The 22,680-nt window shown below is 62.3% G+C and carries 23 protein-coding genes; 14 read left to right on the top strand and 9 right to left on the bottom strand.

Going from position 1 to position 22,680, the window contains the following annotated elements:
• Nucleotides 1–214 precede the first annotated feature (214 nt).
• From ACY4LX_RS04610 to ACY4LX_RS04640, 7 genes are all read left to right on the top strand, one after another.
• A complete protein-coding gene (locus tag ACY4LX_RS04610) occupies nt 215–1,282 on the top strand; it encodes a DUF2333 family protein (RefSeq protein WP_463259291.1) in 1,068 nt (355 codons plus the stop codon).
• A gap of 3 nt (nt 1,283–1,285) precedes the next feature.
• On the top strand, nt 1,286–1,843 hold the full coding sequence (locus tag ACY4LX_RS04615) for an NUDIX hydrolase (protein ID WP_149660677.1): 558 nt from the start codon (nt 1,286–1,288) through the stop codon (nt 1,841–1,843).
• Between the two features lie 281 nt (nt 1,844–2,124).
• A complete protein-coding gene (locus tag ACY4LX_RS04620; protein ID WP_123599678.1) occupies nt 2,125–2,496 on the top strand; it encodes a translation initiation factor Sui1 in 372 nt (123 codons plus the stop codon).
• Nucleotides 2,497–2,713: 217 nt separating this feature from the next.
• Nucleotides 2,714–4,627: an arginine decarboxylase gene (gene speA / locus ACY4LX_RS04625; protein WP_149660678.1), complete on the top strand. Its 1,914-nt coding sequence runs from the start codon at nt 2,714–2,716 to the stop codon at nt 4,625–4,627.
• Nucleotides 4,628–4,860: 233 nt separating this feature from the next.
• On the top strand, nt 4,861–6,171 hold the full coding sequence (locus ACY4LX_RS04630) for a type VI secretion system Vgr family protein (protein WP_463259292.1): 1,311 nt from the start codon (nt 4,861–4,863) through the stop codon (nt 6,169–6,171).
• On the top strand, nt 6,168–6,965 hold the full coding sequence (locus ACY4LX_RS04635; protein ID WP_463259293.1) for a DUF4123 domain-containing protein: 798 nt from the start codon (nt 6,168–6,170) through the stop codon (nt 6,963–6,965). The genes ACY4LX_RS04630 and ACY4LX_RS04635 overlap by 4 nt, the downstream gene beginning before the upstream one ends.
• Before the next feature lie 18 nt (nt 6,966–6,983).
• Complete coding sequence (locus ACY4LX_RS04640) at nt 6,984–7,859, top strand: alpha/beta hydrolase (protein ID WP_149660681.1); 876 nt, start codon at nt 6,984–6,986, stop codon at nt 7,857–7,859.
• Here ACY4LX_RS04640 and ACY4LX_RS04645 read toward each other — a convergent pair.
• Nucleotides 7,853–9,202 (bottom strand): MATE family efflux transporter, encoded by a 1,350-nt coding sequence (locus tag ACY4LX_RS04645; protein WP_149660682.1) that lies wholly within the window; start codon nt 9,200–9,202, stop codon nt 7,853–7,855. The genes ACY4LX_RS04640 and ACY4LX_RS04645 overlap by 7 nt on opposite strands.
• Nucleotides 9,203–9,358: 156 nt before the next feature.
• Nucleotides 9,359–9,652, bottom strand: coding sequence for a hypothetical protein (locus ACY4LX_RS04650; protein WP_133839339.1), 294 nt, complete (start codon nt 9,650–9,652; stop codon nt 9,359–9,361).
• Between the two features lie 294 nt (nt 9,653–9,946).
• Here ACY4LX_RS04650 and ACY4LX_RS04655 point away from each other — a divergent pair, with 294 nt between their 5' ends.
• The 5 genes from ACY4LX_RS04655 to ACY4LX_RS04675 all read left to right on the top strand — a co-directional run bounded on the left by ACY4LX_RS04655 (nt 9,947) and on the right by ACY4LX_RS04675 (nt 14,410).
• Nucleotides 9,947–10,249 (top strand): MazG-like family protein, encoded by a 303-nt coding sequence (locus ACY4LX_RS04655; protein WP_017336358.1) that lies wholly within the window; start codon nt 9,947–9,949, stop codon nt 10,247–10,249.
• Nucleotides 10,249–10,998, top strand: coding sequence for a methyltransferase (locus ACY4LX_RS04660; protein WP_149660683.1), 750 nt, complete (start codon nt 10,249–10,251; stop codon nt 10,996–10,998). The genes ACY4LX_RS04655 and ACY4LX_RS04660 overlap by 1 nt, the downstream gene beginning before the upstream one ends.
• A 12-nt stretch (nt 10,999–11,010) precedes the next feature.
• Complete coding sequence (locus ACY4LX_RS04665) at nt 11,011–11,625, top strand: DUF4136 domain-containing protein (RefSeq protein WP_463259294.1); 615 nt, start codon at nt 11,011–11,013, stop codon at nt 11,623–11,625.
• 55 nt (nt 11,626–11,680) lie between these two features.
• Complete coding sequence (locus ACY4LX_RS04670; protein ID WP_463259295.1) at nt 11,681–12,235, top strand: DUF4136 domain-containing protein; 555 nt, start codon at nt 11,681–11,683, stop codon at nt 12,233–12,235.
• Between the two features lie 198 nt (nt 12,236–12,433).
• Nucleotides 12,434–14,410 carry a pilus assembly protein TadG-related protein gene (locus tag ACY4LX_RS04675; protein WP_463259296.1) on the top strand — a complete coding sequence of 659 codons (1,977 nt, stop codon included), beginning with the start codon at nt 12,434–12,436 and terminating at the stop codon, nt 14,408–14,410.
• On the opposite strand, the gene ACY4LX_RS04680 is transcribed toward ACY4LX_RS04675, so the two are convergent.
• The gene (locus ACY4LX_RS04680) at nt 14,380–17,148 is read right to left on the bottom strand and encodes a PAS domain-containing sensor histidine kinase (protein ID WP_463259297.1); all 2,769 of its coding nucleotides are present in this window, start codon (nt 17,146–17,148) and stop codon (nt 14,380–14,382) included. The two genes, ACY4LX_RS04675 and ACY4LX_RS04680, sit on opposite strands and share 31 nt — an antisense overlap.
• A complete protein-coding gene (locus ACY4LX_RS04685) occupies nt 17,145–17,585 on the bottom strand; it encodes a TadE/TadG family type IV pilus assembly protein (RefSeq protein ID WP_463259298.1) in 441 nt (146 codons plus the stop codon). Before ACY4LX_RS04685 ends, ACY4LX_RS04680 begins: the two co-directional genes overlap by 4 nt.
• 75 nt (nt 17,586–17,660) lie before the next feature.
• On the opposite strand from ACY4LX_RS04685, the gene ACY4LX_RS04690 reads away from it, so the two are divergent.
• Both ACY4LX_RS04690 and ACY4LX_RS04695 read left to right on the top strand, forming a co-directional pair.
• Nucleotides 17,661–18,131 carry an A24 family peptidase gene (locus ACY4LX_RS04690; RefSeq protein ID WP_463259299.1) on the top strand — a complete coding sequence of 157 codons (471 nt, stop codon included), beginning with the start codon at nt 17,661–17,663 and terminating at the stop codon, nt 18,129–18,131.
• Between the two features lie 127 nt (nt 18,132–18,258).
• A complete protein-coding gene (locus tag ACY4LX_RS04695) occupies nt 18,259–19,050 on the top strand; it encodes a response regulator transcription factor (protein WP_149660690.1) in 792 nt (263 codons plus the stop codon).
• A 90-nt stretch (nt 19,051–19,140) separates the two neighbouring features.
• Here the strand turns inward: ACY4LX_RS04695 and ACY4LX_RS04700 are convergent, their stop codons facing one another.
• From ACY4LX_RS04700 to ACY4LX_RS04720, 5 genes are all read right to left on the bottom strand, one after another.
• Entirely contained in the window at nt 19,141–19,509 is a 369-nt protein-coding gene (locus ACY4LX_RS04700) for a DUF6124 family protein (RefSeq protein WP_463259300.1), read from the bottom strand.
• A gap of 383 nt (nt 19,510–19,892) precedes the next feature.
• Entirely contained in the window at nt 19,893–20,168 is a 276-nt protein-coding gene (locus ACY4LX_RS04705) for a DUF3613 domain-containing protein (protein ID WP_463259301.1), read from the bottom strand.
• Between the two features lie 11 nt (nt 20,169–20,179).
• Entirely contained in the window at nt 20,180–20,893 is a 714-nt protein-coding gene (locus ACY4LX_RS04710) for a tetratricopeptide repeat protein (protein ID WP_149660693.1), read from the bottom strand.
• Between the two features lie 10 nt (nt 20,894–20,903).
• Nucleotides 20,904–21,794: a type II secretion system F family protein gene (locus tag ACY4LX_RS04715; protein WP_463259302.1), complete on the bottom strand. Its 891-nt coding sequence runs from the start codon at nt 21,792–21,794 to the stop codon at nt 20,904–20,906.
• Nucleotides 21,791–22,675, bottom strand: a complete 885-nt coding sequence (locus tag ACY4LX_RS04720) for a type II secretion system F family protein (RefSeq protein WP_463259303.1) — start codon at nt 22,673–22,675, stop codon at nt 21,791–21,793. The genes ACY4LX_RS04715 and ACY4LX_RS04720 overlap by 4 nt, the downstream gene beginning before the upstream one ends.
• Between the last annotated feature and the right edge of the window lie 5 nt (nt 22,676–22,680).

The following is a 22,680-nucleotide window of genomic DNA, read 5'->3' on the forward strand; positions in this document are numbered from 1 at the left end:
TGTCGTACGTCAATAATCTGCAAAGCGACCTCATTCAGTTTCTGACCGACTGGTCGCATAGGCTCCAGGCCTGTGCTTCATTTATAGTGGCGCCTCGATCGCCGCGATTGTATGGCTCGTTGTTTCCCGCAGGATTGAGGTGCGGTAAAAAGCGGCACGATGGCGTAGGGTTGTGGTCGAACCGATGAACTCAAGTGATTGAAAGGATATCGCCATGCTGGACTGGAAGAACCGCGCGGGCAGCGCACCCGAACGTGCCGCTGAACCGAAATCGGCCACCCGCAGCTACGTCAGCGGCCTGTTGTTCAGCCGGGCGCTGGCCACTCTGATTGCCATTTACCTGGTGGTGACCATCGGCCTTGGCTGGTACTGGAGCGAAGAGCCTGCGCTGTTTCCGGTCCAGCAAAATGCCCAGGTCGCGGCCGAGCAACAAGGCAAGCAGATGGTCGTCGGCTACACCACGGTGGAAACCCTCAAGACCGTCGCCGGTACGTTGCTGACCAAACCGGGCGGCTACATTTCCAACGACCGCTTCCCGCCGGGCCTGTGGATGGACAACATGCCGAGCTGGGAATATGGCGTGCTGGTGCAGGTCCGCGACCTGACCCGCGCCCTGCGTAAAGACTTCGCCCGCTCGCAATCGCAGTCGGCGGAAGACTCGGACCTGGCCAAGGCCGAGCCGCGTTTCAACTTCGATAACAAGAGCTGGATCTTGCCGTCCAGTGAGTCGGAGTATCAGGAAGGCATCAATTCCCTGAGCCGCTACCAGGCGCGCCTGTCCGACCCGTCGCAGAAAAACGCCTTGTTCTATGCCCGCGCCGACAACCTGAACAACTGGCTGGGCGATGTCGGCACCCGTTTGGGTTCGTTGTCGCAACGCCTGTCGGCCAGCGTTGGCCGGGTCAAGCTCAACACTTCGCTGAAAACCGAAGTGGTGGTGCCGGGCCAGGTACCGCAGGTTGACGAAGAAATCGTCGAAACCCCGTGGATGCAGATCGACAACGTGTTTTACGAAGCGCGCGGTCAGGCCTGGGCCCTGTCCCACCTGTTGCGTGCCATCGAAGTCGACTTCGCCGACGTGTTGGCGAAGAAAAACGCCACGGTCAGCGTGCGCCAGATCATCCGTGAACTGGAGGCTTCTCAAGAGCCGGTCTGGAGCCCGATGATCCTCAACGGCAGCGGCTTCGGCGTGTTGGCCAACCACTCGCTGGTCATGGCCAACTACATTTCCCGGGCCAACGCGGCGGTGATCGATTTGCGTCAACTGCTGAACCAGGGCTGATTCATGGTTGATAACGCCAAAGAGGCCGCCCATCGCGCGGCCTCGGATGCCGAACAGATCGCCTGGGTCGACGAGCAGGACAACCTGCTCGGCGGCCTGGTCCGCCGCGACTTGCGCGAACGCGGGCTGATCGGGCGCGGCACCTACATCATGCTGTTCAACTCGGCCGGTGAACTTTGCGTACACCGGCGCACCCTGAGCAAAGCCATTTATCCTGGTTACTGGGACGTGGCGGCGGGGGGCATGGTCCAGGCCAACGAGAGCTACGCCGAGTCGGCCGCCCGAGAGCTGGAAGAGGAACTGGGGGTAAGCGGTGTGGAACTGACTGCCCATGACCATTTTTTCTTCGAAGACACCGGCAATCGGCTGTGGTGTTCGGCGTTTTCGGCGGTATGGGACGGCCCGTTGATCCTGCAGCCGGAAGAAGTGCTTGAAGCGCGCTTTATCCCGATCGATCAGGTGATGCTGGAAATCCAGCAAAAGCCTTACTGCCCGGACTCTTTGGCCGCGTTGAAGCGTTATCTGCGGGCTCAGCAAACCGACGTCGCAAAAGAGCCATAAATTGGCGCTGATTGGCTCTTAGCAAGTCGGCTTTTTGCCGTTACACTGCGCGACCTTTTCAAGCTGAACCGACATGGCTCTTTGCAGGAGCGAAGCTTGCTCGCGAAGACGGCGGCACATCCGGAATGGATGTACCTGACACACCGCTTTCGCGAGCAAGCTTCGCTCCTACAGGTCTGTACCGTTTCAGTAGCGCTGCCCCTGCCTGAGTGGGGCTTCGCGGTCGATGGCGCCCTCCCGGGTTGCCGCGGCCAGTCTTTGTCCTCCCAAGAGGATTGCCGGTGGCCAAAAAAGCCGCATCCTTCGCCGCCCTAGGTGGCCTGGTATTTTCCACCGACGCAGGTCGTCATTGCCCGGATTGCAGTAAGCCGGTGGACGCCTGTATCTGCAAACAGACCGTGATCCCGGCCGGCGACGGCATTGCTCGCGTGCGTCGCGAAAGCAAGGGCCGTGGCGGCAAGACGGTGACCACCATCACCGGCGTGCCGTTGGCTCTGGATGCGCTCACGGCCCTGGCGACCACCTTGAAGAAGCGTTGTGGCACCGGTGGGGCGTTGAAAGACGGCATCATCGAAATCCAGGGCGATCATGTCGAGCTACTCTTGGCCGAGCTGATCAAGCTGGGTTTCAAGGCCAAGAAGTCCGGCGGCTAGCAGCTTCTGTGAAAACCACCCTCGGCTTGATCCGGTCCTGATTTCATTCGGTCCGGCGTCGCCTACATGGTTTTCACAGAGCCTGTTCTGACTGGTTTCTAAACTCACTGCGCTCAGCGAGGTCTATCCCCTCGTTGACGAACCGTCATTTTCATTCTTTAGACTGCGCCGGCCTGAACCCAGGCGACGCTCTATGACTTCTTTATAGGGGACTTCAATGTCCGTAAGACGCACACGCAAAGACGATGGCAGCCAATGGACAGTTGCGGACAGCCGCAGTGTTTACGGGATCCGCCATTGGGGGGCCGGATATTTCGCGATCAATGACGCCGGTCGCGTCGAAGTTCGTCCGAACGGTCCGACCAGTTCGCCTATCGACCTGTTCGAGCAAGTCGACCAACTGCGCAAAAGCGGTTTGTCCTTGCCATTGCTGGTGCGGTTCCCCGATATCCTGCAAGACCGCGTGCGTCAGCTGACCGGCGCGTTCGACGCCAACATCGAGCGCCTGGAATACCAGAGCAAATACACCGCGCTGTACCCGATCAAGGTTAACCAGCAAGAAGCGGTGATCGAGAACATCATTGCCACCCAGGACGTGTCCATCGGCCTGGAAGCCGGCTCCAAGCCTGAGCTGCTGGCCGTGCTGGCCCTGGCGCCGAAGGGCGGCACCATCGTCTGCAACGGCTACAAGGACCGCGAGTTCATCCGCTTGGCGTTGATGGGTCAGAAGCTCGGTCACAACGTGTTCATCGTGATCGAGAAAGAGTCCGAAGTTGAGCTGGTGATCGAAGAAGCCGCATCGCTCAAGGTCAAGCCACAGGTTGGCCTGCGCGTGCGCCTGTCGTCCCTGGCCTCGTCCAAGTGGGCGGACACCGGCGGCGAGAAATCCAAATTCGGCCTGTCGGCGGCGCAGTTGCTGTCCGTGGTCGAGCGCTTCCGCGCTGCGGGCCTGGATCAAGGCATTCGCCTGCTGCACTTCCACATGGGCTCGCAGATCGCCAACCTGGCGGACTACCAGCACGGTTTCAAGGAAGCGATCCGCTACTACGGCGAACTGCGCAACCTCGGCCTGCCGGTGGATCACATCGACGTCGGCGGCGGTTTGGGCGTGGACTACGACGGTACGCACTCGCGTAACGCCAGTTCGATCAACTACGACATGGACGACTACGCCGGTGTCGTGGTCGGGATGCTCAAGGAATTCTGCGACGCGCAGAGCCTGCCGCACCCGAACATCTTCTCCGAGAGCGGCCGCTCCCTGACCGCCCACCACGCGATGCTGGTGGTGCAAGTGACCGACGTCGAGAAACACAACGACGACGTGCCGAAGATCGAGAACAAGGAAGAGCTGCCGGAAACCGTGCAGTGGCTGGTTGACCTGCTGGGCCCGACCGACATCGAGATGGTCACCGAAACCTACTGGCGCGCCACGCACTACATGAGCGACATCGCCGCCCAGTACGCCGATGGCAAGCTGACCCTGGCGGAAAAAGCCCTGGCCGAGCAGTGCTACTTCGCGGTCTGCCGTCGTCTGCACAACTCGTTGAAGGCGCGTCAGCGTTCGCACCGCCAAGTGCTCGACGAACTCAACGACAAGCTGGCCGACAAGTACATCTGCAACTTCTCGGTGTTCCAGAGCCTGCCGGACACCTGGGCCATCGGCCAGGTATTGCCGATCCTGCCGCTGCACCGTCTCGACGAAGAGCCGATGCGCCGCGCGGTGCTGCAAGACCTGACCTGCGACTCCGACGGCAAGATCAAGCAATACGTCGACGAGCAGAGCATCGAAACCAGCCTGCCCGTGCACGGCCTGAACGAAGGTGAAGACTACCTGCTGGGGATCTTCCTGGTCGGCGCTTACCAGGAAATTCTCGGCGACATGCACAACCTGTTCGGTGACACCGACTCGGTGAACATCTACCAGAACGCCGACGGCAGCGTGTACCACGCCGGGATCGAGACTCACGACACCATCGAAGACATGCTGCGCTACGTGCACTTGTCGCCGGAGGAGTTGATGACCCACTACCGCGACAAGTGCGCCAGTGCGCGCATCACTGCCGCCGAGCGCACCCAGTTCCTCGACGCGCTGCGCCTGGGCCTGACCCGCTCGTCTTACCTGTCTTCTTGAGGTAAGGCACTGTTCCCATCGGGTTGTCTGAAAATGTTCCGCACGCTGCGGAAATTTCAGATGACCCGGTGCGACATTTCTCTCTTTCCAAGCGAAATGACTCACATCGACGGTTGTTAAAGCGATGTGGTCTTCTTTTCGCGTAGGTCATTTCCTAAGTTGTACTTCGGCACTCTACTCGGCCATGTCTCTCGGCGAGAATCCCCGGCCGCCCCTCCTGTAGAGAATCGCCGATGTTCGATCCAGTCAACGAGCCGTCATTTCGTCTGGACGTAGCGGGCCTGCCCGACGCCTTTGAGGTCCTGGCCTTTACCGGCAGTGAAGCCATCAGCGAACCGTTTGTGTTCGAGGTGGACCTGCTGATCGATGACCCGACACTCGACCTTGCCAGCCTGCTGTATCGCGGGGCGTTCTTGCAGTTCGAAGCCTCGGGCACCGGTATCCACGGGCAATTGCATGAACTCGTCCAGCGTGAACATGGCACCTTGTCCCGGCTGTGTCGTGTGCGTCTGCGGCCGAAACTGGCGTGCCTGGCCCAGCGCTTCAGCCAGCGCATCTTCAGCGGGCGTTCGGTGCCGCAGATTCTTGGGCAGGTGCTCAAGGAGCATGGGATTGCCGGCAAGGACTGGCGCCTGGCCTTGAGCAGCGATTACCCGCCCCGGGATTTCTGCACGCAGTACCGCGAATCGGACCTGCAATTTTTCCAGCGTCTGTGCGCCGAAGAGCGTCTTCACTACCACTTCGAACATTCCAGCCGAGGGCACTGTTTGATCATCAGTGACGATCAGGGGGCCTCGCGCCATGGGCAAACGCTGGTGTTCCAGGGTGAAAGCGAGCCGTGCGCAGTGTCTCGGTTCGAGGTGCAAGTTGGTGTGAACGCGGCGCCGGTCGCCGAGGGCCGGACGACCCTGACGACGTTGCGCAGTGGTCAGTTGATGCCGCTGGCCGGCCATCCGGTCAACGAGTGGAATGATGTGTGGCGCTTGATTGAGGTTGAGCACCGGGGCGGCCAGGAGCCGCTGTTTGCCTATGCCAACACGATTCGCGCCGTGCCATGGGAGGCGCCCTGGGTGGCCACCCATGGGCCGGCGAAACCCCGGATGCTCAGCCTGCAACGGGCCTGGGTCGTCGATGTCGAGGAGGCCCAACCCGATCCGGCGCGTCCCGTGGCGGTGCAGTTCGACTGGCTCTATCAAGGCGAAGGCGCAAAACCGGATCACTGTTGGCTGCCCCTGTCCCCCGAACTGAACAACGCCGCCCGTTCGCAATGGAGGGCAGGGGCCGAGGTGGTGGTCAGTTTCATCGAGGGCGATCCGGACCAGCCGTTGATCACCGGGTTGCTGCAAGGCCCGCCGTGCGTCAATGAACCTGAAGTGACGAGCGCGGTGCAGCCTGAGTCAGCAGGTTTGCTGGCCTTGTTGCGATCGAGCGAGCCCTTGCTGTTGCTCTGCCTGCTGCCGGGCGGCGGTAGTTTCAGTCATTGTCGGGAGCAGGTCTGCACCTGTCGGGCGGCAACGCTGTTTGGCCAGAGCGGTGCGGCATGATCGGCGTCCAGACGCCAGACCCGACCTCGCAATGGCTGTTGCTGGATGTACCCGGTGCGCCTGGCGCGGCGGCCATGCTGCGGCGACGATTCACCGATGTGCGCTGGTGCTGGTTGTTCGAAGACACCGAGTTGCATTCCTTGCGCGAGCAAGGACCGGCGCTGATCGAACTGCGGGACTGCCCGGCGCTGATCGAGTTTTGCTACAGCGAACCCCACACCTGGCAAGGTTTGCTGCTGGTCAGCGAGGCGTCGGCGGCCCTGCTGCTGGCGCATTTGCGGCGCATGCTCACGGTGTCGCTCGGCCTGCATCACCGGGCGTTGCTGAGCTATTACAACCCGCACTGCGCCAGCTACTTCTTTGATGCCTGCGATGCCGAGGAGCTGAGCCGCTGGCTCGGCCCGATCAGCCAGTTGCGCTGGTTCGGCGGGACCTGGGCCGATCGGGCCATTGGCAGTCAGGGCTGGCAGAAACTGCTCAATCCGGGACTGGCGGTCAGCCCGCTGGCGGTCGAAGAAAACCTCAGCCCGCGCCAACAGGAAAAGCTGCAAACCTGTGTGCTGGAGCAACATGCCTGGCACTGGAGCCGATCCACTGGCACTGAGTACAACCGCTTGTGGTCCCATGTGCAGGAAGGCCTGGCGCTGGGCTTTAGTGAACGGCCGGTACTGGATGGCTGGTTGTGGCTACGCTTGCAGTGTCCGGGCGCTTTGCCCGCGCAACCCTTGCCGGGGCAGACCCAGCAGGAACGACTCGATTACCTGCGCAATCGCTGGCAGGGCGATCAACCCTGACACGAGGATGTCACCGATATGGCGAACACAATCCGACGACTGTTCAAAGCGTGTATCGGCGGGGTTTTACTGGCCATGGTGGTTGCCTGTTCGCCACTGAAAATGCTCAATGCCCTCACCCCTGACGGCACTTTCGACAAGACCGACGGCATTGCTTATGGCGGTGATCCACGGCAAAAACTCGATGTGTATGTGCCCCGGTATCCGGTGAAAAACGCGCCGGTGGTGGTGTTTTTTTATGGCGGCAGCTGGAACAGCGGTTCACGCAGCGATTACAGCTTTGTCGGCGAGGCGTTGGCCTCCCGAGGCATCGTCGCGGTGCTGGCGGATTATCGTTTGTATCCACAGGTGCGTTATCCGCTGTTTCTAGAGGACTGCGCCAAAGCCGTGGCCTGGGCCCACGACCACATTCGTGAGTTTTCCGGGGACCCTGAGCGGATGTTCCTGATGGGCCACAGTTCGGGGGCCTACAACGTGGCGATGTTGGCGCTGGAGCCGCCGTTGCTGGAGGCGGTGGGCATGTCGCCCCATGATCTGCGTGGCTGGATCGGCCTGGCCGGGCCGTATGATTTTCTGCCGATCAAGAATCCCGAGGTGCGCCCGGTATTTTTCTGGCCAGATTCACCGCCGCAGTCACAGCCGATCAATCACATCAGTCGCGGGGCGCCGCCGGCCTTGTTAATCGCGGCAAAGGACGATGACGTGGTCAACCCGACCCGCAACACCGGCGGCTTGGCGAACAAACTGCGGGCGGCCGGGGTTGCGGTTCAGGATCGATACTATGCCCGCACCAGCCACGCCACGCTGGTGGCGACGCTGTCCCGGCCCCTGCGCGGCCTGGCGCCGGTGCTGGATGAGGTCACGTCTTTCGTCAAATCCACGCCGAGTCAGTGAACGCGGCCGGCAAACCAGCCATCGTTCTGGCGCAAGCGCCAGGCAATCGCGCCAAGCGTCAGGCTGCGCAGCAACATGAACAGCAGGAAAGTGATCCACAGCCCGTGGTTGCCCAGACCTTGCAACGCCCAGGCGAAGGGCAGCAACAGCAGCATGGTCAACAGCATGCCGTTGCGCATTTCCCGGGCGCGGGTGGCGCCGATGAACAACCCGTCCAGCAGGTAACTCCAGACCGCAATCAGCGGCAGGGCGGCGAGGTAGGGCAGGTAGACGAACGCGGTGTCGCGCACGCTCTGGATGTTGGTTTGCATCTCGACGAACAGATGCCCGGCGAACAGAAACAGCGCGGCAAAGCCCAGGCTGGCGATCAACGACCAACCGGCGGCCACCACCAATGAGCGGCGCAAAGCATCGCGATCCCGCGCGCCGATGGCGTGGCCGCACAGAGCTTCCACGGCGTGGGCCAGGCCATCGAGGGCGTGGGCGGTTAATAACAAACCGTTGAGCAGCAGCGCGTTGGCGGCGACCGTGGCATCGCCCAGCCGCGCGCCTTGTACGGTGATCAGGAAAAACACCGATTGCAGCACCAGGCTTCGGATGAAAATGTCGCGGTTGACCGCCAGCAGCGGGCGCCAGCTCTGCCACAGCGCCAGAGCGGCCCAGGCGATGTGGCCGGGATAGGCGCGCAGGGCCTTGCGGGTCATCAACAGGCCGATCAGCGCACCGGTCCATTCGGCAATCACCGACGCTCGGGCGGCGCCGACCACGCCCCAGTCCAGCCCGAGGACGAACCACAGGTTCAGCGCGATGTTCACCAGGTTGGTGCCCAGCAGAATCGCCAGCGGCGCCCGGGCGTTCTGGGTGCCGAGGAACCAGCCGACCAGCGCGTAACTGGCCAGCGCTGCCGGCAGGCCAAACAAACGGGTGTGGAAAAATTCCCGGGTCAGTTGATCCAACTCGGCCGACGGTTGCATGAAGTGCAGCGCCACGCCGCTCAACGGAATCCCCGCCGCCCCGAGCACGATGGCCAGGCCCATGGCCAATAACAGGCCCTGCAACAGAATCTGCCGCAGCGCCGCGCCATCCCCGCGCCCGGCGGCTTGTGCAGCAAAACCGGTGGTGCCCATGCGCAGGAAACCCATGCCCCAGGCCAGGAAGGTATACAGGCTGGCACCCACCGCAACGGCGCCCAGTTGATGGGCGTGGGGCAAGTGACCGATGACGGTGCTGTCGACCAGCGCCACCAGCGGTACGGAAATGTTCGAGAGGATCATGGGCGCGGCGAGGGCCCAGACCTTGCGATGGGTCGGGCGGTCGCGCCAGTCGGCGATCAGGTTGGACATGCGGGCTCCTTGGGGAGCGGGCATTGTAGCGACAGTTTGCGTGATCTTTCCCACGCTCTGTGGGAATGACTCCTGTGACGCTCTGCGTCACGTCGTCAGGGACGCGGAGCGTCCCGGGCTGCATTCCCACGCAGAGCGTGGGAACGATCAGGGGTGTCAGTGGATGATCCAGCTCAACAACCAAAGCCCCAGCAGCAACCAGATGATCCCCATGATGATCGACGCATTCATGAACGCCCGGATCGCCGACCACAACAGCATCAGCCCGATGATCAGCGCGATGATGCTGATGATCGAGGTGTCCATGCCCAGCGTCCGGGACAGCCCTTCGACAAAGTTGCTGCCGGCATGGCTGAGGATATTGAACAGGCCACTGAGGCCGTCGACGATAAAGCGGATGACCGAACCGAGTGCCTGGCCGAGCCATTCAAAGAAACTTTCTACCTGCATGTGGGCGTCCTGATGATGGTGGTGGCAAGGTTGCCGCGCCTGACTTGGGCCGCGGATCGTAGTGCCGAGTTCCCTACTAGCATAGAGGGTTTGACTTGCCCCTGTGGCAGGGCTTTTGTGGCGAGGGAGCTTGCTCCCGCTTGAGTGCGCAGCACTCACCCAAGGGGCCGCTGCGCAGCCCGACGCGAGCAAGCTCGCTCGCCACAGGTTCGACACCCATGGAAAAGCGCGCAATCTCCGGGACTTGCCTTCACCCGCCATCCCCCCGAAGCTATACGCCTTCAGGAGAGCCCGATGAACCTTGTTGAACTGACCGAACGCCTGCACGCCATCCGTGACCGTAATGACTGGCGCCAATTTCACAGCCCGAAAAACCTGGCCATGGCCGCGAGCGTGGAAATGTCCGAGTTGGTGGAAATCTTCCAGTGGCTGAGCGAAGACCAGTCCCGCCAATTGCCCGCCGACAAACTGGCCCACGCCGGGCAGGAAGTCGGCGACATCGTGCTCTATCTCTTATTGCTGTGCAGCGAGTTGGGGTTGGACATGAACGAAGTGGTGCGCAGCAAACTCGCGGACAGCGAACGGCGGTTCAGCTGATGAGCGACCGTCATTTCGATCAACTGGCGACCCGCTTCGCGGAAAAAATCTACGGCGGGGCCAAAGGCGCGATTCGCCTGGCCGTGCTGCAAGCCGACCTGGCGGAAACCCTGCCGGACCGTCCGCTGCGCGTCCTCGACATCGGCGCCGGCCTCGGCCATATGTCGCTGTGGCTGGCCCAGCGCGGGCATGACGTCACCCTCGCCGAACCGGCCGCGCCAATGCTCGAAGGCGCGCGCCAACGCTTCGCCGACGCCGGGCAGAGCGCGACCTTCATTCAAGCGCCATGGCAGGATTTGCTCGGCCAGCTCACCGAACCCTACGACCTGGTGCTGTGTCACGCCGTGCTGGAATGGCTCGCCGAACCCCACGCGATCCTGCCGGTGCTGCATCAACTCACGACCAAGGAGGGCTGGCTGTCCCTGGCCTTCTATAACCGCGACGCACTGATCTACCGCAACCTGCTCAAGGGCCACTTCCGCAAAATGCGCAAGAACGATATGGCCGGTGAGAAGCAGAGCCTGACCCCGCAACAGCCCCTTGATCCACGGGAATTGGCGGCGCAACTTGAAGGTCTGTGGCAGGTCGAAACCCAAAGTGGGGTGCGGGTTTTTCACGACTACATGCCGGTGGAATTCCAGGCCCGCGCCGAACTGGTGGACTTGCTCGAAATGGAACTGGCCCACCGTCGCCACCCAAGCTTTGCCGGGCTTGGGCGTTACTTGCACTGGATCTGTCGGCCGATCTGATCGGAGAACAACATGAACGCGCGTTCAGGGTTACTGCTGATGTGTCTGGGGTTGGCCGCCTGCCAGGGCAGCAACCCGTATGTGGCGACGTCCAACCCCTTGCCGCCGGCGCCCGCGCAAGCGGCGAATACCTTCGACCGCAGCGCCTACCCGGCGCCGCCCCGGGACTACGGGCGTTACCGCAGTTGGGCCTGGCTCAACGGGCAACTGCCGCCGGGTTCGGCCTGGGCGGATTCGGCGCAAGTGGCCGAAGCGGTCAGCAATGCCCTCGACCAGCGCGGCTTGCGCCCATTACACGATAATCGCCCGGCGGACCTGTTGGTCAGCGCCAACCTGCACTTGGAAACCCGCTTGCGCCAGGTTCAGGACGACTACGGTTATTACGGCGGCGGTTATGGCGGCTACCGCCGATATGGCGGGGGTTACGGCATGTACGAAACCGTGCCGATCGTGCGCACTTATTCGGAACAGGTTGTGGTGGTGCGTGTCGATCTGTTCGACGCCGGCACCGGTCAACCGGTGTGGAGCGCCAGCGCCGAAACGGCGAACCAGGGCAATCAAAGCCAGCGTGTCGATGCGATTCGGGAGGCTGTGGAAAAGGCCATGTCGGCGTATCCTCCCAGTTAGCTTCTTGTAGCTAAGAAGCATTGCGCAGGTTCATGTCTTCAATCGGAGAACCATCATGTTCCGCCCTCTCGTATTACTGGCTGTGGCCGTGCTGCTCAGTGCCTGCGCCCACCAGGTCAACCATGATTTCGACGCCAGCCGCGACTTCGCCGCCTATCGCAGCTGGAGCTGGAAAGAACCCGCCCTGCAATACCGCCCCGATGACCCACGCATCAAGAGCGACCTGACCGAACAGCGCATCCGTCAGGCGGTGACCGATCAGCTCGATCAACGCGGCTTGCGTCCCGCCGCCGGGGGCCAGAAGGGTGATGTGAATGTGCAGGCCTACCTGATCGTCGAAGACCGTCAGCAACAAGTGACCACCAATTACGGCGGCGGTTGGGGCGGCCCATGGAACGGCTACTGGGGCGGCCCGATGTACAACGAAACCCGCAACGTCAGCTACAAAGTGGCGACCATCCAGATCGACCTGCTCGACGGCAAGGACGGCAAACTGGTGTGGCGCGGCAGCGACGAGCAAATCCTCAGCAGCTCGCCCAACCCGGCAGATCGCAGCAATGCCGTGCGCGAAACCGTGGGCCGGATCCTGGCCAACTACCCACCCCGATAAACCCCACAATCCCTGCAGGAGCAAAGCTTGCTCGCGAAGCCGTCGACACATCCAAAACGGATGTGCCTGACACACCGCTTTCGCGAGCAAGCTTCGCTCCTGCAGGTTTTGTGTGGCCGGCAACCTCGCCAACCCTTGTCTACACTGCAATTTGCCAATGGAGGCAGCACAAGGTGTGCGCCGGCGAAGGAGTGCGCGATGTCGCAGTTTCGCGGCCCGGTCCGGCAACGGGGGGCTATCGGTTTGATGGCGGCGCTGACCTTGGGCATGGCCCTGGTGTTCCTGCTGCTGGTGGTCGATAGCGGTCGGCTGTACCTGGAAAAACGCAACCTGCAACGGGTGGCGGACATGGCGGCCCTGGAGGCGGCCAGCCGGGGTGGCGATTGCGCCGCCGGTGCCACGGCCACCACGTATGCCACCGCCAGTGCGACACGCAACGGTTTCATCCTGCCCGACCCCACTCGCACCCTGGCCGTCACCTGCGGCGCCTTGAGCCTGGACGCCAACAACCTGCGGGTATTCGGCGCCGATCCGAGTAAAAGCGAAGCCATTCGAGTGATCGCCAGCCATGCCGTCCCGCGCAGCATTGCCGGGGGCATCGGCGCGCTGTTCGGCGGTGCGCCCGCCGGATCGACCCTCAACCTGAGCGCCACCGCCGTCGCCGCATTACCGCCACCGGTGGCCGCCCTGACCATTCGCAGTACCTTGCTGAGCGTTGATACCAGCAAGTCCGCCATGCTCAACGCATTGTTCGGTGGCTTGCTCGGGGGCAACGTCAATATCAGCGTCGCCGGCTGGAACGGATTGATCAATACCAACATCAGCCTGCTCGGTTACCTGGACCGCTTGAAACTGGACCTCGGCCTGACCGTCGCCGGTTATGACCAGGCCCTGGGTACCGCCGTCAACGTCAGCCAACTGATCCAGACCGCCATCAATGTGCTCGACCCCGGCGGCACGCTGGGGGCGACCGTGACCATCGCCAGCCTGCAAGCGCTCAAGGTTGCGGCGGGTACCACCAAGGTGGTGCTGGGCAATCTGCTGCATGTCGAGGCCGGCAGCAACATCGCGGCGCTGGCGACCAACATCAAGGTGTTCGACCTCGTCGAGTCATTTGTGCAACTGGCCAATAAGAAGAACGGCCTGGTGGCGACCCAGCAAATCAACCTGGCGGGGCTGGCGCAAATCACGGCCCGGGTACAAGTGCTGGAACCGCCGCAGTTGTCGGCCATCGGCAACCCGAAAAATGCGGCGCTCGCGCCGTTGGGGCCGAATCGGATTTATGTGAAAACCGCCCAGGTGCGCACGCTGCTGTCGATCAATTTGCCGGTGCTGGATGCGATTACCCCGCTGGTCAACGCGGTGGCCGATCTGGCCGGGCCGTTGACCAATACGCTCAACGCCTTGCTCAACCTCAATCTGGTCGGCGTGCTCGATTCGCTCACTTGCCTGTTGGGCGTGCCCTGCCAGACGCCCGACATCATCGTGCTGCCGGCGCCGATCCGCCTCGATGTGGCGCTGGACGTGGCCAGCGCCAACAGCTACGTCACCGCCTACAGCTGCGTCAGCCCCACCAGCAAAACCCTGACCACCAACACCAGCACATCATTGGTGAACCTGAAAATCGGCACCATCGATCCGGCCACGGCGTTTGGCAGCAACATCACGCCGCCCACCGTGGTGGCGCAGCCGTTGAAGGTCATCGATATCGGCGTGAAAACCTGCCAGCGCTTTCTGTTGGTCTTGCCGTTCAACTGCACCCCGCGCACGCCGGGTGTCGGCGGAGGGCTCGATATCTCGGCCAACACCACCGTGGGCGCGAACGCCAACATGCCTCACGTGTATGCCGCACCCGCCGCCGCCAACCTGCCGGACATCAACCAGCCGCCGTTCTATTACTCCTTTGCCACCACCAACGTGGTCAGCAGCCTGAACGACACCCTGAATAACATCCAGCTCAACATGTATGGCCCGTCGGGCAGTCTGGTCAGTGTGCTGGGGACGATCCTCAGCTCGGTCAAAACCTTGCTGGTCAACGCGATCAATAGCGTCCTCAGCCCCTTGCTCGACACGCTGATCAACACCTTGCTGGTGAGCCTGGGCATTGACCTGAACAAAGTTGATGTCGGCGCCAACCTCAGCTGTCACTCAGGCCGCGCCTCGCTGGTGATCTGATCGTCCGGGGCAATCGGCAGCTCGATACAAAACCGCGCGCCCTCGCTCGAGTTGCGCACGCTCAAGCGCCCGCCCATGTTTTCGACGATGCCATAACTCACCGACAACCCCAGCCCGGTGCCGACGCCCACCGGTTTGGTGGTGAAGAACGGTTCGAAAATCCGCTCCAGCAAACGCGGATCGATGCCGCCGCCGTTGTCCTCGACCCACAGCCTCACCGACTGAGCATCGCGTTCGGCGTACACCGAGATCCACGGCTTGAAATCCCGATCCGCCTCGCGCTTGCCGAGCAACGCGTCCCGGGCGTTGACGATCAGGTTGATCAGCACCTGTTCCAGTTGATCCACATGACCGCGCACCTGCACCGCAAAATCGATCTCGCTGACCCGCAGTTCCACGCCTTTGCCACGCATGCCTTCGGCCAGCAGCGCCAGGGTGCCTTCGATGGCCTCGGCCGGGTTGAACGGATGCTGCTCGACCTCGGAGCGGCGACCGAACACGCGCATGTGGTCGACGACCCGTGCCGCCCGCTGCACCTGCGTGTCGATGCGCTTGAGTTTGTCGGTCAGGTAATCGATTTGCGCATCGCCGTTGCCCAGGCGCTTGAGCACATTGACGATGGCCATGCGCATCACGTTCAGCGGCTGATTGATCTCATGGGCCAGCCCCGTGGCCATTTCGCCGAGGGTGGCCATTTTCGCGCTCTGGGTCAGTTGCTGCTGGGAGCGGCGCACGTCCGTGTTGTCGCGGCCCACGGCCTGGACTTCAAGCAAACGGCCCTGCTCGTCGAACACCCCGCGATCCGACCAGACCCACCAGGCGTGTTCCCGTCCCGGCAATTGCAGGTTGATTTCCGCGGTGCTGACCGGGCATTCCGGGCTCAGTTGCCCGATCCGTTGCAGGAAGGCTTCCCGCTGTTCCGGCGACATCCAACTGCCCAGGTTCACTCCGGGCAATTGATCGGGTTGGCATTCCAGATACGTCGCCAGCGGCCGGTTGCCAAAGCTCAGGGTCAGGTCCGGGCGATAACGGCAGATCATCGCCGGGGAATCTTCCACCAGTATCCGATAGCGTTCTTCGCTTTGTTTCACCGCCTCGGCCGCCAGGGTTGCTTCGGTGACGTCCAGCCACAAACCGACGGCTTCCACCGGCAGCCCGAGGTCATCGCGCAGCAGCTTGGCTTCGTCGAGCAGCCAGTGATAATCTCCGCGCCTGTCGCGCAGTCGATACCGGGCGCGCACCGAGCCCTGACGCAACAGCTGCCGCGTGCGCTCGAAGTAGTGCTCGCGGTCGTCGGGGTGCACCCGTTCCACCAGTGAGCCGTTGCTGATATCGGCCAGGTTCCAGCCCAGCAGCGGCAACAGGCTGTCGCTGAAAAACGTCGGTTGCAGCGCCCCTTCGACATAGCGCTGCACGTAGATCACCGCCGGTGAACTGGCGATCAGATTGTCCAGCCGGGCATGGGCCGCTGCGGCCTGTTGCTCCTGGTTCTTGATGTCGCTGATGTCGAGCATGAACCCCACCAAACGACGGTTTTGGCCGAGGCCCAGGGCCTGGCCTTGCAGGCGATACCACGCTGCGGTGTGCGGCGCGTCGGGGTGATGCAGGCGCACGCACAGGACGAATGTCGTGCCTTCGTCGCGCAAGGTGTGCAAGTGGCTGCGCAGTTCTTCGCGGTCGGCCGGGTGGACCTGATCCAGCCAGTCGTGCAGCGGCAGTCGGCTGCTCGCCAAGTGCAAGGTGTTGGCCAGTGAAGGCGCCAGTTGCACCTCGGCCTGCTCGCTGAACAGCTCCCACCAACCGGTGCCGAGCAAGGCTTGCAACGACTCCAGCCGCTCCAGTTGCAAGTGATGCCAGTGTTCGCGCAAACGCTCCAGCAACGGGCCGGCGAGGGCGGCGCACAGGTGCAGCCAATCGCGCTCGGTCACGTCCGGCGCCTGCTGTTGCGCGGGGTAGAAACCACAGAGCAGCCAGGCGACCACGCCCTGGGCATCGTGATAGGGCACGGCCAGGCCCTCGGCATTGCCGAAGGTGCTTTGCAGGCGCGGGTGTTCATTAAGGGTCATGCGCTGGGGCGCGGAGCCGCTCAAGCTGTCGAGGCCGGCACCCAGGTGTTGCCCGGTCTGCCACAGCTGCGGAGCATCGAAGGCGGCGAACTGCTGGTGAACCTGCCAGCCTTGTTCCTGCTCGTCGAGCAAGGCCACGGCGAGGCACGGGATGTGGAAGCGTTGCGCCAGGCCTTGCAGTTGTTCCGTCAGCACCTCGGGCAGGCGCGACAGGCTGCACAAGCGCAACTGTTCGCTGATCTGCGTCGCCAGGAACTGGCCGTGTTCGCGGCTTTGCGCCTGCCGCCGTTCCAGCAACAAGTCGCCGATGTCCATCAACTGCAACAGCCAGGTGTCGGCCAACGGCTGGACCCAGCCGCGCAGATGCAAGGGCTGGCCGCTGAGGCTGAAGAAATCCAGGTCCAGGCTTTGTCCCTGCCAGTCCGCCGGTTTGCCTTCTACCACCAACACGCTTTGCGGCATGAGGTAGTCAAGCAAGTGCGGGGTTTGCCCGACCGGCATCGACGGGGCCAACACATGGCGCAGCGGACCGGTCAGGTGCAGCACCCGGCCCTCGGCATCCACATGCACTTGCAGGCCGATGCTGGGCACGTTCAAAGGCTCTGGTGCTTGAGAGGAGGGCGGCGATTGGCGATGGAGCAGGCGCCCGAACAGCGTGTCCCCGGAACTCAAAATTGCAGGCTCGAACTGGCCGTCAGATTGGCCGGCAGATTGGGCACCGCGCCGATGCCCGGCAACACCAGGAACGGAATGACCTGATTCAACTTGGCGACCGGGTAGGTGATGCTGACCTTCAGGACCCCGCCGGTGTAGGTGGCCGCCGTGTCGGTGGCCACATTGAAATTCAGCGCGGCAGGAATCCACGACAGTTGCCGGGCCAGTTCGGTGGTCGCCAGGGCGGTGACGGCGGTGTTGTAGTTGGCAGTGCCGGGGTCCAGCGCCACGCTGCGGCGCACCGCTTCGGCGGTGGCCTGGTTGAATGACTGCATCAGCAACAGCGGCAGGCTGTAACTCACCAGCCCATAAAACACGGCAAAAAAGATCACGAACACCAAGGCGAATTCAATCGCGGCGGCGCCTTTTTGCTTGCGGGGGAGGCCTGCTTTCATGACTGCGTCTACCCTGACAATCACTGCGTAATATCAGCATAGAATCATTCAGCCAAAACGGACGGTTTTTACCGGATGCAGAGCCTTGTCTTGATTATCTGGCTGGCGCTGTGCGCCGTGCAGGATGCTCGCCAGCGCCACATTGCCAACGCCCTGACGTTGGGCGCCGGCGGGTTGGCCCTGGCGTATTTGTTATGGACCGGCAACACGTGGCTGGGGGCTGGGGCAGAGCAGGGCGGCTGGGCGGTGTTGCTGGCGCTGGCCTTCACCTTGCCGGGCTACGTGATGAAGCGCATGGGCGCCGGCGATGTGAAATTAATGACAGCTTTGGGCTTGGCGACCGACGGTATGCACCTGCTTGGGGCGATTATCGGTGCGGGGCTGGCCAGTGCGTTGTGGTTACTGCTTGCGCCAAAAGTCTGGCTGCATATGAGTCAAGGACTTAGGCAGCGTCTGCGCTTTTTTCGCCACGAAGCGTCAAGGAAGCAGCCTTACGCGCCGTTCGTATTGATAGGCATGGTGTGTACGCTCCTGTGGATCCATTAATCGCAACAGGCCACTAGTGCTATGTACATAGTCGGAAAGTGCGACTACTTTCAATTTAGAGCAGTTATACAACCAGCGGCTATTAGTACAGGAATGGTCAGCTTTCGGCCTGGGCATGGAGTAGCACGTGAACAAGCTTACGTCCGCAGTAAAAGTGCTTGTGGTCGACGATCAGCCTCTGGTGGTCGAAGAGCTGTGTGAATTCCTGGAGAGCAACGGTTACCGCTGTGTGCCGTGCGAGTCCAGCACCCAGGCGGTCGAGCGCTTCACCCAGGACCCGGAGATCGGTCTGGTGTTGTGCGATTTGCACATGCCGGACATGGACGGCATCCAGATGGTGCAGGAGCTCAAACGCCTGTGCGGCCGGCAGCGGGCGTTCGAGGCGATCATGCTCACCGGGCGCGCCGACAAGCAGGACGTGATCAAGGCCTTGCGCGCCGGGATTGCCGATTACTACCAGAAGCCGATTGACCTGGATGAATTGCTGGAAGGTTTGCAGCGCCAGGAAGCGGCGTTGCAGGAGCGGCATAAAGATGTGCAGCTCGGGCATTTGAATCAGAAGTTGCAGTACTTGTCCGAGTCGATCGACGACCTTTACCAGGATCTGGACCGGGTGCGACGCGCGCCGCGTTCGTCGGCGTTGCTGGGCACTGACACGGGCGAGCCGAGTGAGGCGGAACGGCAAGAGATCCCGGCGATTTTCAATCAGCTGTCGCCACGCCAACTCGATGTGGCGCGCTTGGTGGGCAAGGGCCAGACCAACTATCAAATTGCCTGTGAGCTGGGGATTACCGAGAACACGGTGAAGTTGTACGTGTCCCAGGTGCTGCGCCTGACCCACATGCATAACCGCACGCAATTGGCGCTGGCCCTGTCGCCGAACAATGCCGCAATGCACCAGCGCGTGACTGCGCACTGATAGAGGCCGAGCGTGCAAACCAGGGCGCAAGGTGGGGACGAATAATTAGGACAGTGAGGGAGCACGCCCCCTCACTGCCGTGCCTGGTGGCTATCCAGGCTTGTGGTTGTCCAGCATCCGATCGGCCGCCATCTCACCCATCAGGAGCGACCGATGCAACACCAGCATCGTGTGGCGTCGCGGGCCGTCCGTCAGCTCGACGAGATCGTTGACCATCTTGCGGGCCGTTGATAACGATTCGTAGACCTCGACCAGCAACGTTTCGTTATCCACCGCTGCGTCGATGGTGAAGAAGGTGCCGTAACTGCGGGGCGGTATCTGCGTTTTCGTCGCCCCGGGGTTGAGGTAGAAGCTGAGCGCACGTTCGGCCGCCATTTTCATTTTCTTGGGATCAAGTTCAAAAGCGGCGTCGTAGGGGACTGGATCGGTGTTCGGGGGGTTAGGTGTAACTTTGAACATATATCTGATTCCTGAGTTGGGGCCGCTACCACTCTCGACTAAAAGGAGGTGGCGGCTGTACGCAGGTTAGTCGACCGGTGGAATCAGAAAGCCCGGCGCGCCCGAGGGCGCCCTGCGCACAACCACCATTAAGTGCAGGAATGGGGTGACCTGACTGAATGGTGCTTATGCACCTAACCGATAACCACCGGGCGACTAAACCCGATCACTGATGTGCAGTGACAGGAACCAAGTTACCGACGAGCCCCAAGGCGCACAAGCCGGCGGATTCTGGCGTACGCGTAGGCAACGACGCAAGGCGTTGTAGCCGTTTATGACGTAACACCGGGTGTCTTTAAACGCTTGCGCAGAAATCTGTTTAAGCGCGGCAAAAACGGTGCCCGTTATCCCCCCGACCCACTGTCGACTTTCCCGCCCTCATCCTGATCAAAGAACTTCGGTATCTCGTGCAGGTAGCTTTTCAACCAGCGCTGCATGCTCAGTTCGCGCTCGGTCGCGGTGGCGGTTTGCAGCTTGGGCGAGGCCAGTGTGTTGCGGCTTTGCAGTTGCAGCCAGACTTCGGTTTCCTGCTGTTGCGGCGACGCGGGGCCGGCGTCGATGGCAAATGAGCCCAGGGGCAAGGTCAACAGCGCGAGGCCGCAGAAGGTGGTGGTTTTCATCAAGGCCTCGTCTATTGGATGGTCGATGCCGTCGCGGTGGCGTCCTGCGCCGCCACGGCTGGGACAGCCTTGCCCGGCGTCTTGAGTCGTTCTGCGCGGGCCTGGGCCTCGGTGACTTGCGCCGGGCTCAGGCCGACGCGGCTGACCAGTTCGGCGGCGCGGCTCCAGTCGTCCTGGTAGATCAACAGCGTCACCAGATTGACCGCCGCTAACTGGTCGCTCTGCTTGAGCTCCATCGCGGTGAGGAATTCGAATTGGGCGTCTTCGACCCGCCGCTGATTGAGATAAACCACGCCCAGGTCGTTGCGGATTTTTTCGTCGGTGGGCGCCAGGCGTGCGGCGCGTTGCAAGTGGGCCTGGGCTTGACCGTTGTCGCCGTTGGCGGCGGCGAGTTGGCCCAGGCCATGTTCGGCTTCGGCGGCCATGCAACTGCCGAGCAGGCTGCGGTACAACGGCTCGGCTTCGTTGCGGCCCAGCAGTCGATAGACCTTGGCTTTGCGCAAGCGCACGTCGGCCAGGTTGTCGGGCAGGTTTTGCAGGTTGGCCAGGCTGGCGTGCAGCTTGCCGTCCTTGGCCATGTCGTCGGCCAGGTTCAACGACAGCTGTTGATCGGCGCTGGGTTTGCTGCAACTGGCGCTGCTGGTCAAAGTGCTCCAAGGGTCCTGCCCGTTGCTCGCGCAGCCACCGAGCAACAGCAGACTCAAACCGGCCATCATCGCTTTCATCACATTCCCCTCAAGAAGCAAAGGCCCGGGCCAGGGCGGTGAAGCCCGGGCCGGCCAGCACGATCAATAACGCCGGGAAGAGGAACAGCATCATCACGACGGACATTTTGGCGGACATCTTGGAAATGTATTCCTGCAAGCGCGTCAGGCGCCGGTCATCGAGCAGCAGTTTGAGCGCCAGCAGGGATTTCATCGCACCGCCGCCCTGATGGATCAATTGCTGAAGGATCACGCAGGTGTCGCTGAACTCATCCACCGCCAGCAAGCGGCTGGCCTTGTTCAGTTCCTCGCCCAGCTCCAGGCCGGAGTCGACCCGGGCCAGCACCAGGCGCAATTCATGGGTCAGGGCCGGCAGTAAATGTTTGCCTTCGAGGCTCAACACCCGCAGCGCCTGCTCCACCGCCATGCCCGACTCGAACAAAATGCGCAGCAAGGGAATGAAGGTGGAAATCTCGGTCGCCAGTTGTTTTTGCCGGTGTTGCGCGGCCGCGACCAGCAAGCGTTTGGGCAGCAGATAACCGATACCGGTGGCGAACGCCGGGACGATCCAATGGTTGTCCAGGTCAGGAAAAAACAGGCCCTGGATCAGCAACGTCACCGCCAGCGCCAGCACCGGTACGCCAACCTGGAACGCCGCGAACAGTGAGCGCCGACGCGCACTGCGCCAGCCCAGACGGTTGAGCAACACCTGGGTTTCATGGTCCAGGTTGACCGAGCGCTGACCGAGCCGGCTGTTGCCCAGCACCTGCAACCAACGGCTGAAGCGGCGGTGGTCCGGCAGGTGCCCATCCAGGCGCCGTGTCACCTGGCGCACCCGGCGCTGTTGGTCCAGCAGGCCGGCGAATAACAACATACCGGCGGTGAGCAACAGCAGCGCGCTGATCAGCAACGGGATCTTCATAGGCTGCGCAACATGCGCCACAGCGCCAGGCAACCCACCACCTGCAAACCGAACGCGGTGGCGAGCATGAGCTGCCCCGAACCGTCGTGCCACATGGCGAGCAGGTATTGCGGGTTGGACAACAGGAAGTAGCCGGCGAGGCTGATCGGCAACCCGGCGAGGACGATTGCCGTGACGCGGGTTTCACCGGTCATGGCACTGAGCTGACGCGCGGCCTGGTCCCGCTCGCGAATCATCTTGATCAGGTTTTCCAGCAGCTCGCTGGCGTTGCCGCCGTAGCGGTGATTGACCTTAAGCCCCAGCGCGAACAGACGAAATTCCTCCTGCTCATACAGCTCGGCCAGGTCCGACACGGCATCCGGCAAGCTGACCCCCAGCTGCACGTTACGCTGGACCCGGCTCATGGCGTTTTTCAGCGGGTCTTCGGCGGCATCGATGCCGCCTAGCACGGCGTCGGCCAAGGTGCGTCCGGATTTCAGGCTGCGCACGGTGTGGTCGAGCAACTGCGGCAGTTGTTCGATCATGCGCTTGAGCCGGCGCTGGTAACGCCAACCGACGTACAGCCGCAGGAGCAGCGGCGGCACCGCCAGCAACACCAAAAGGCCGGGCCAGCCACCCAGCGCGAAACCGATCACAACGCCCAGCGCCCACAGCAGCAACCACAGGCCGAGGCGTTCGGTGGGACGCCCGAGGCCGGCGCGCAGAAAGGCCCGCTCCAGGCCAACCCACGAGGACTTTTGCACCGTCAATTCCGGCTGCCCTTGGGTCAAGCGGCTGATGACCCGTTCGCTGGCGGACTGGCGTAATCCGCGCTGGAACATCCGCGCCGATAAGCCGAGCAGCGCCAGGCACACCAGGATCAGCAGCAACACCTTGAGCATGCCCG

The sequence above is a fragment of the Pseudomonas sp. Emmai genome, from assembly GCF_055179735.1.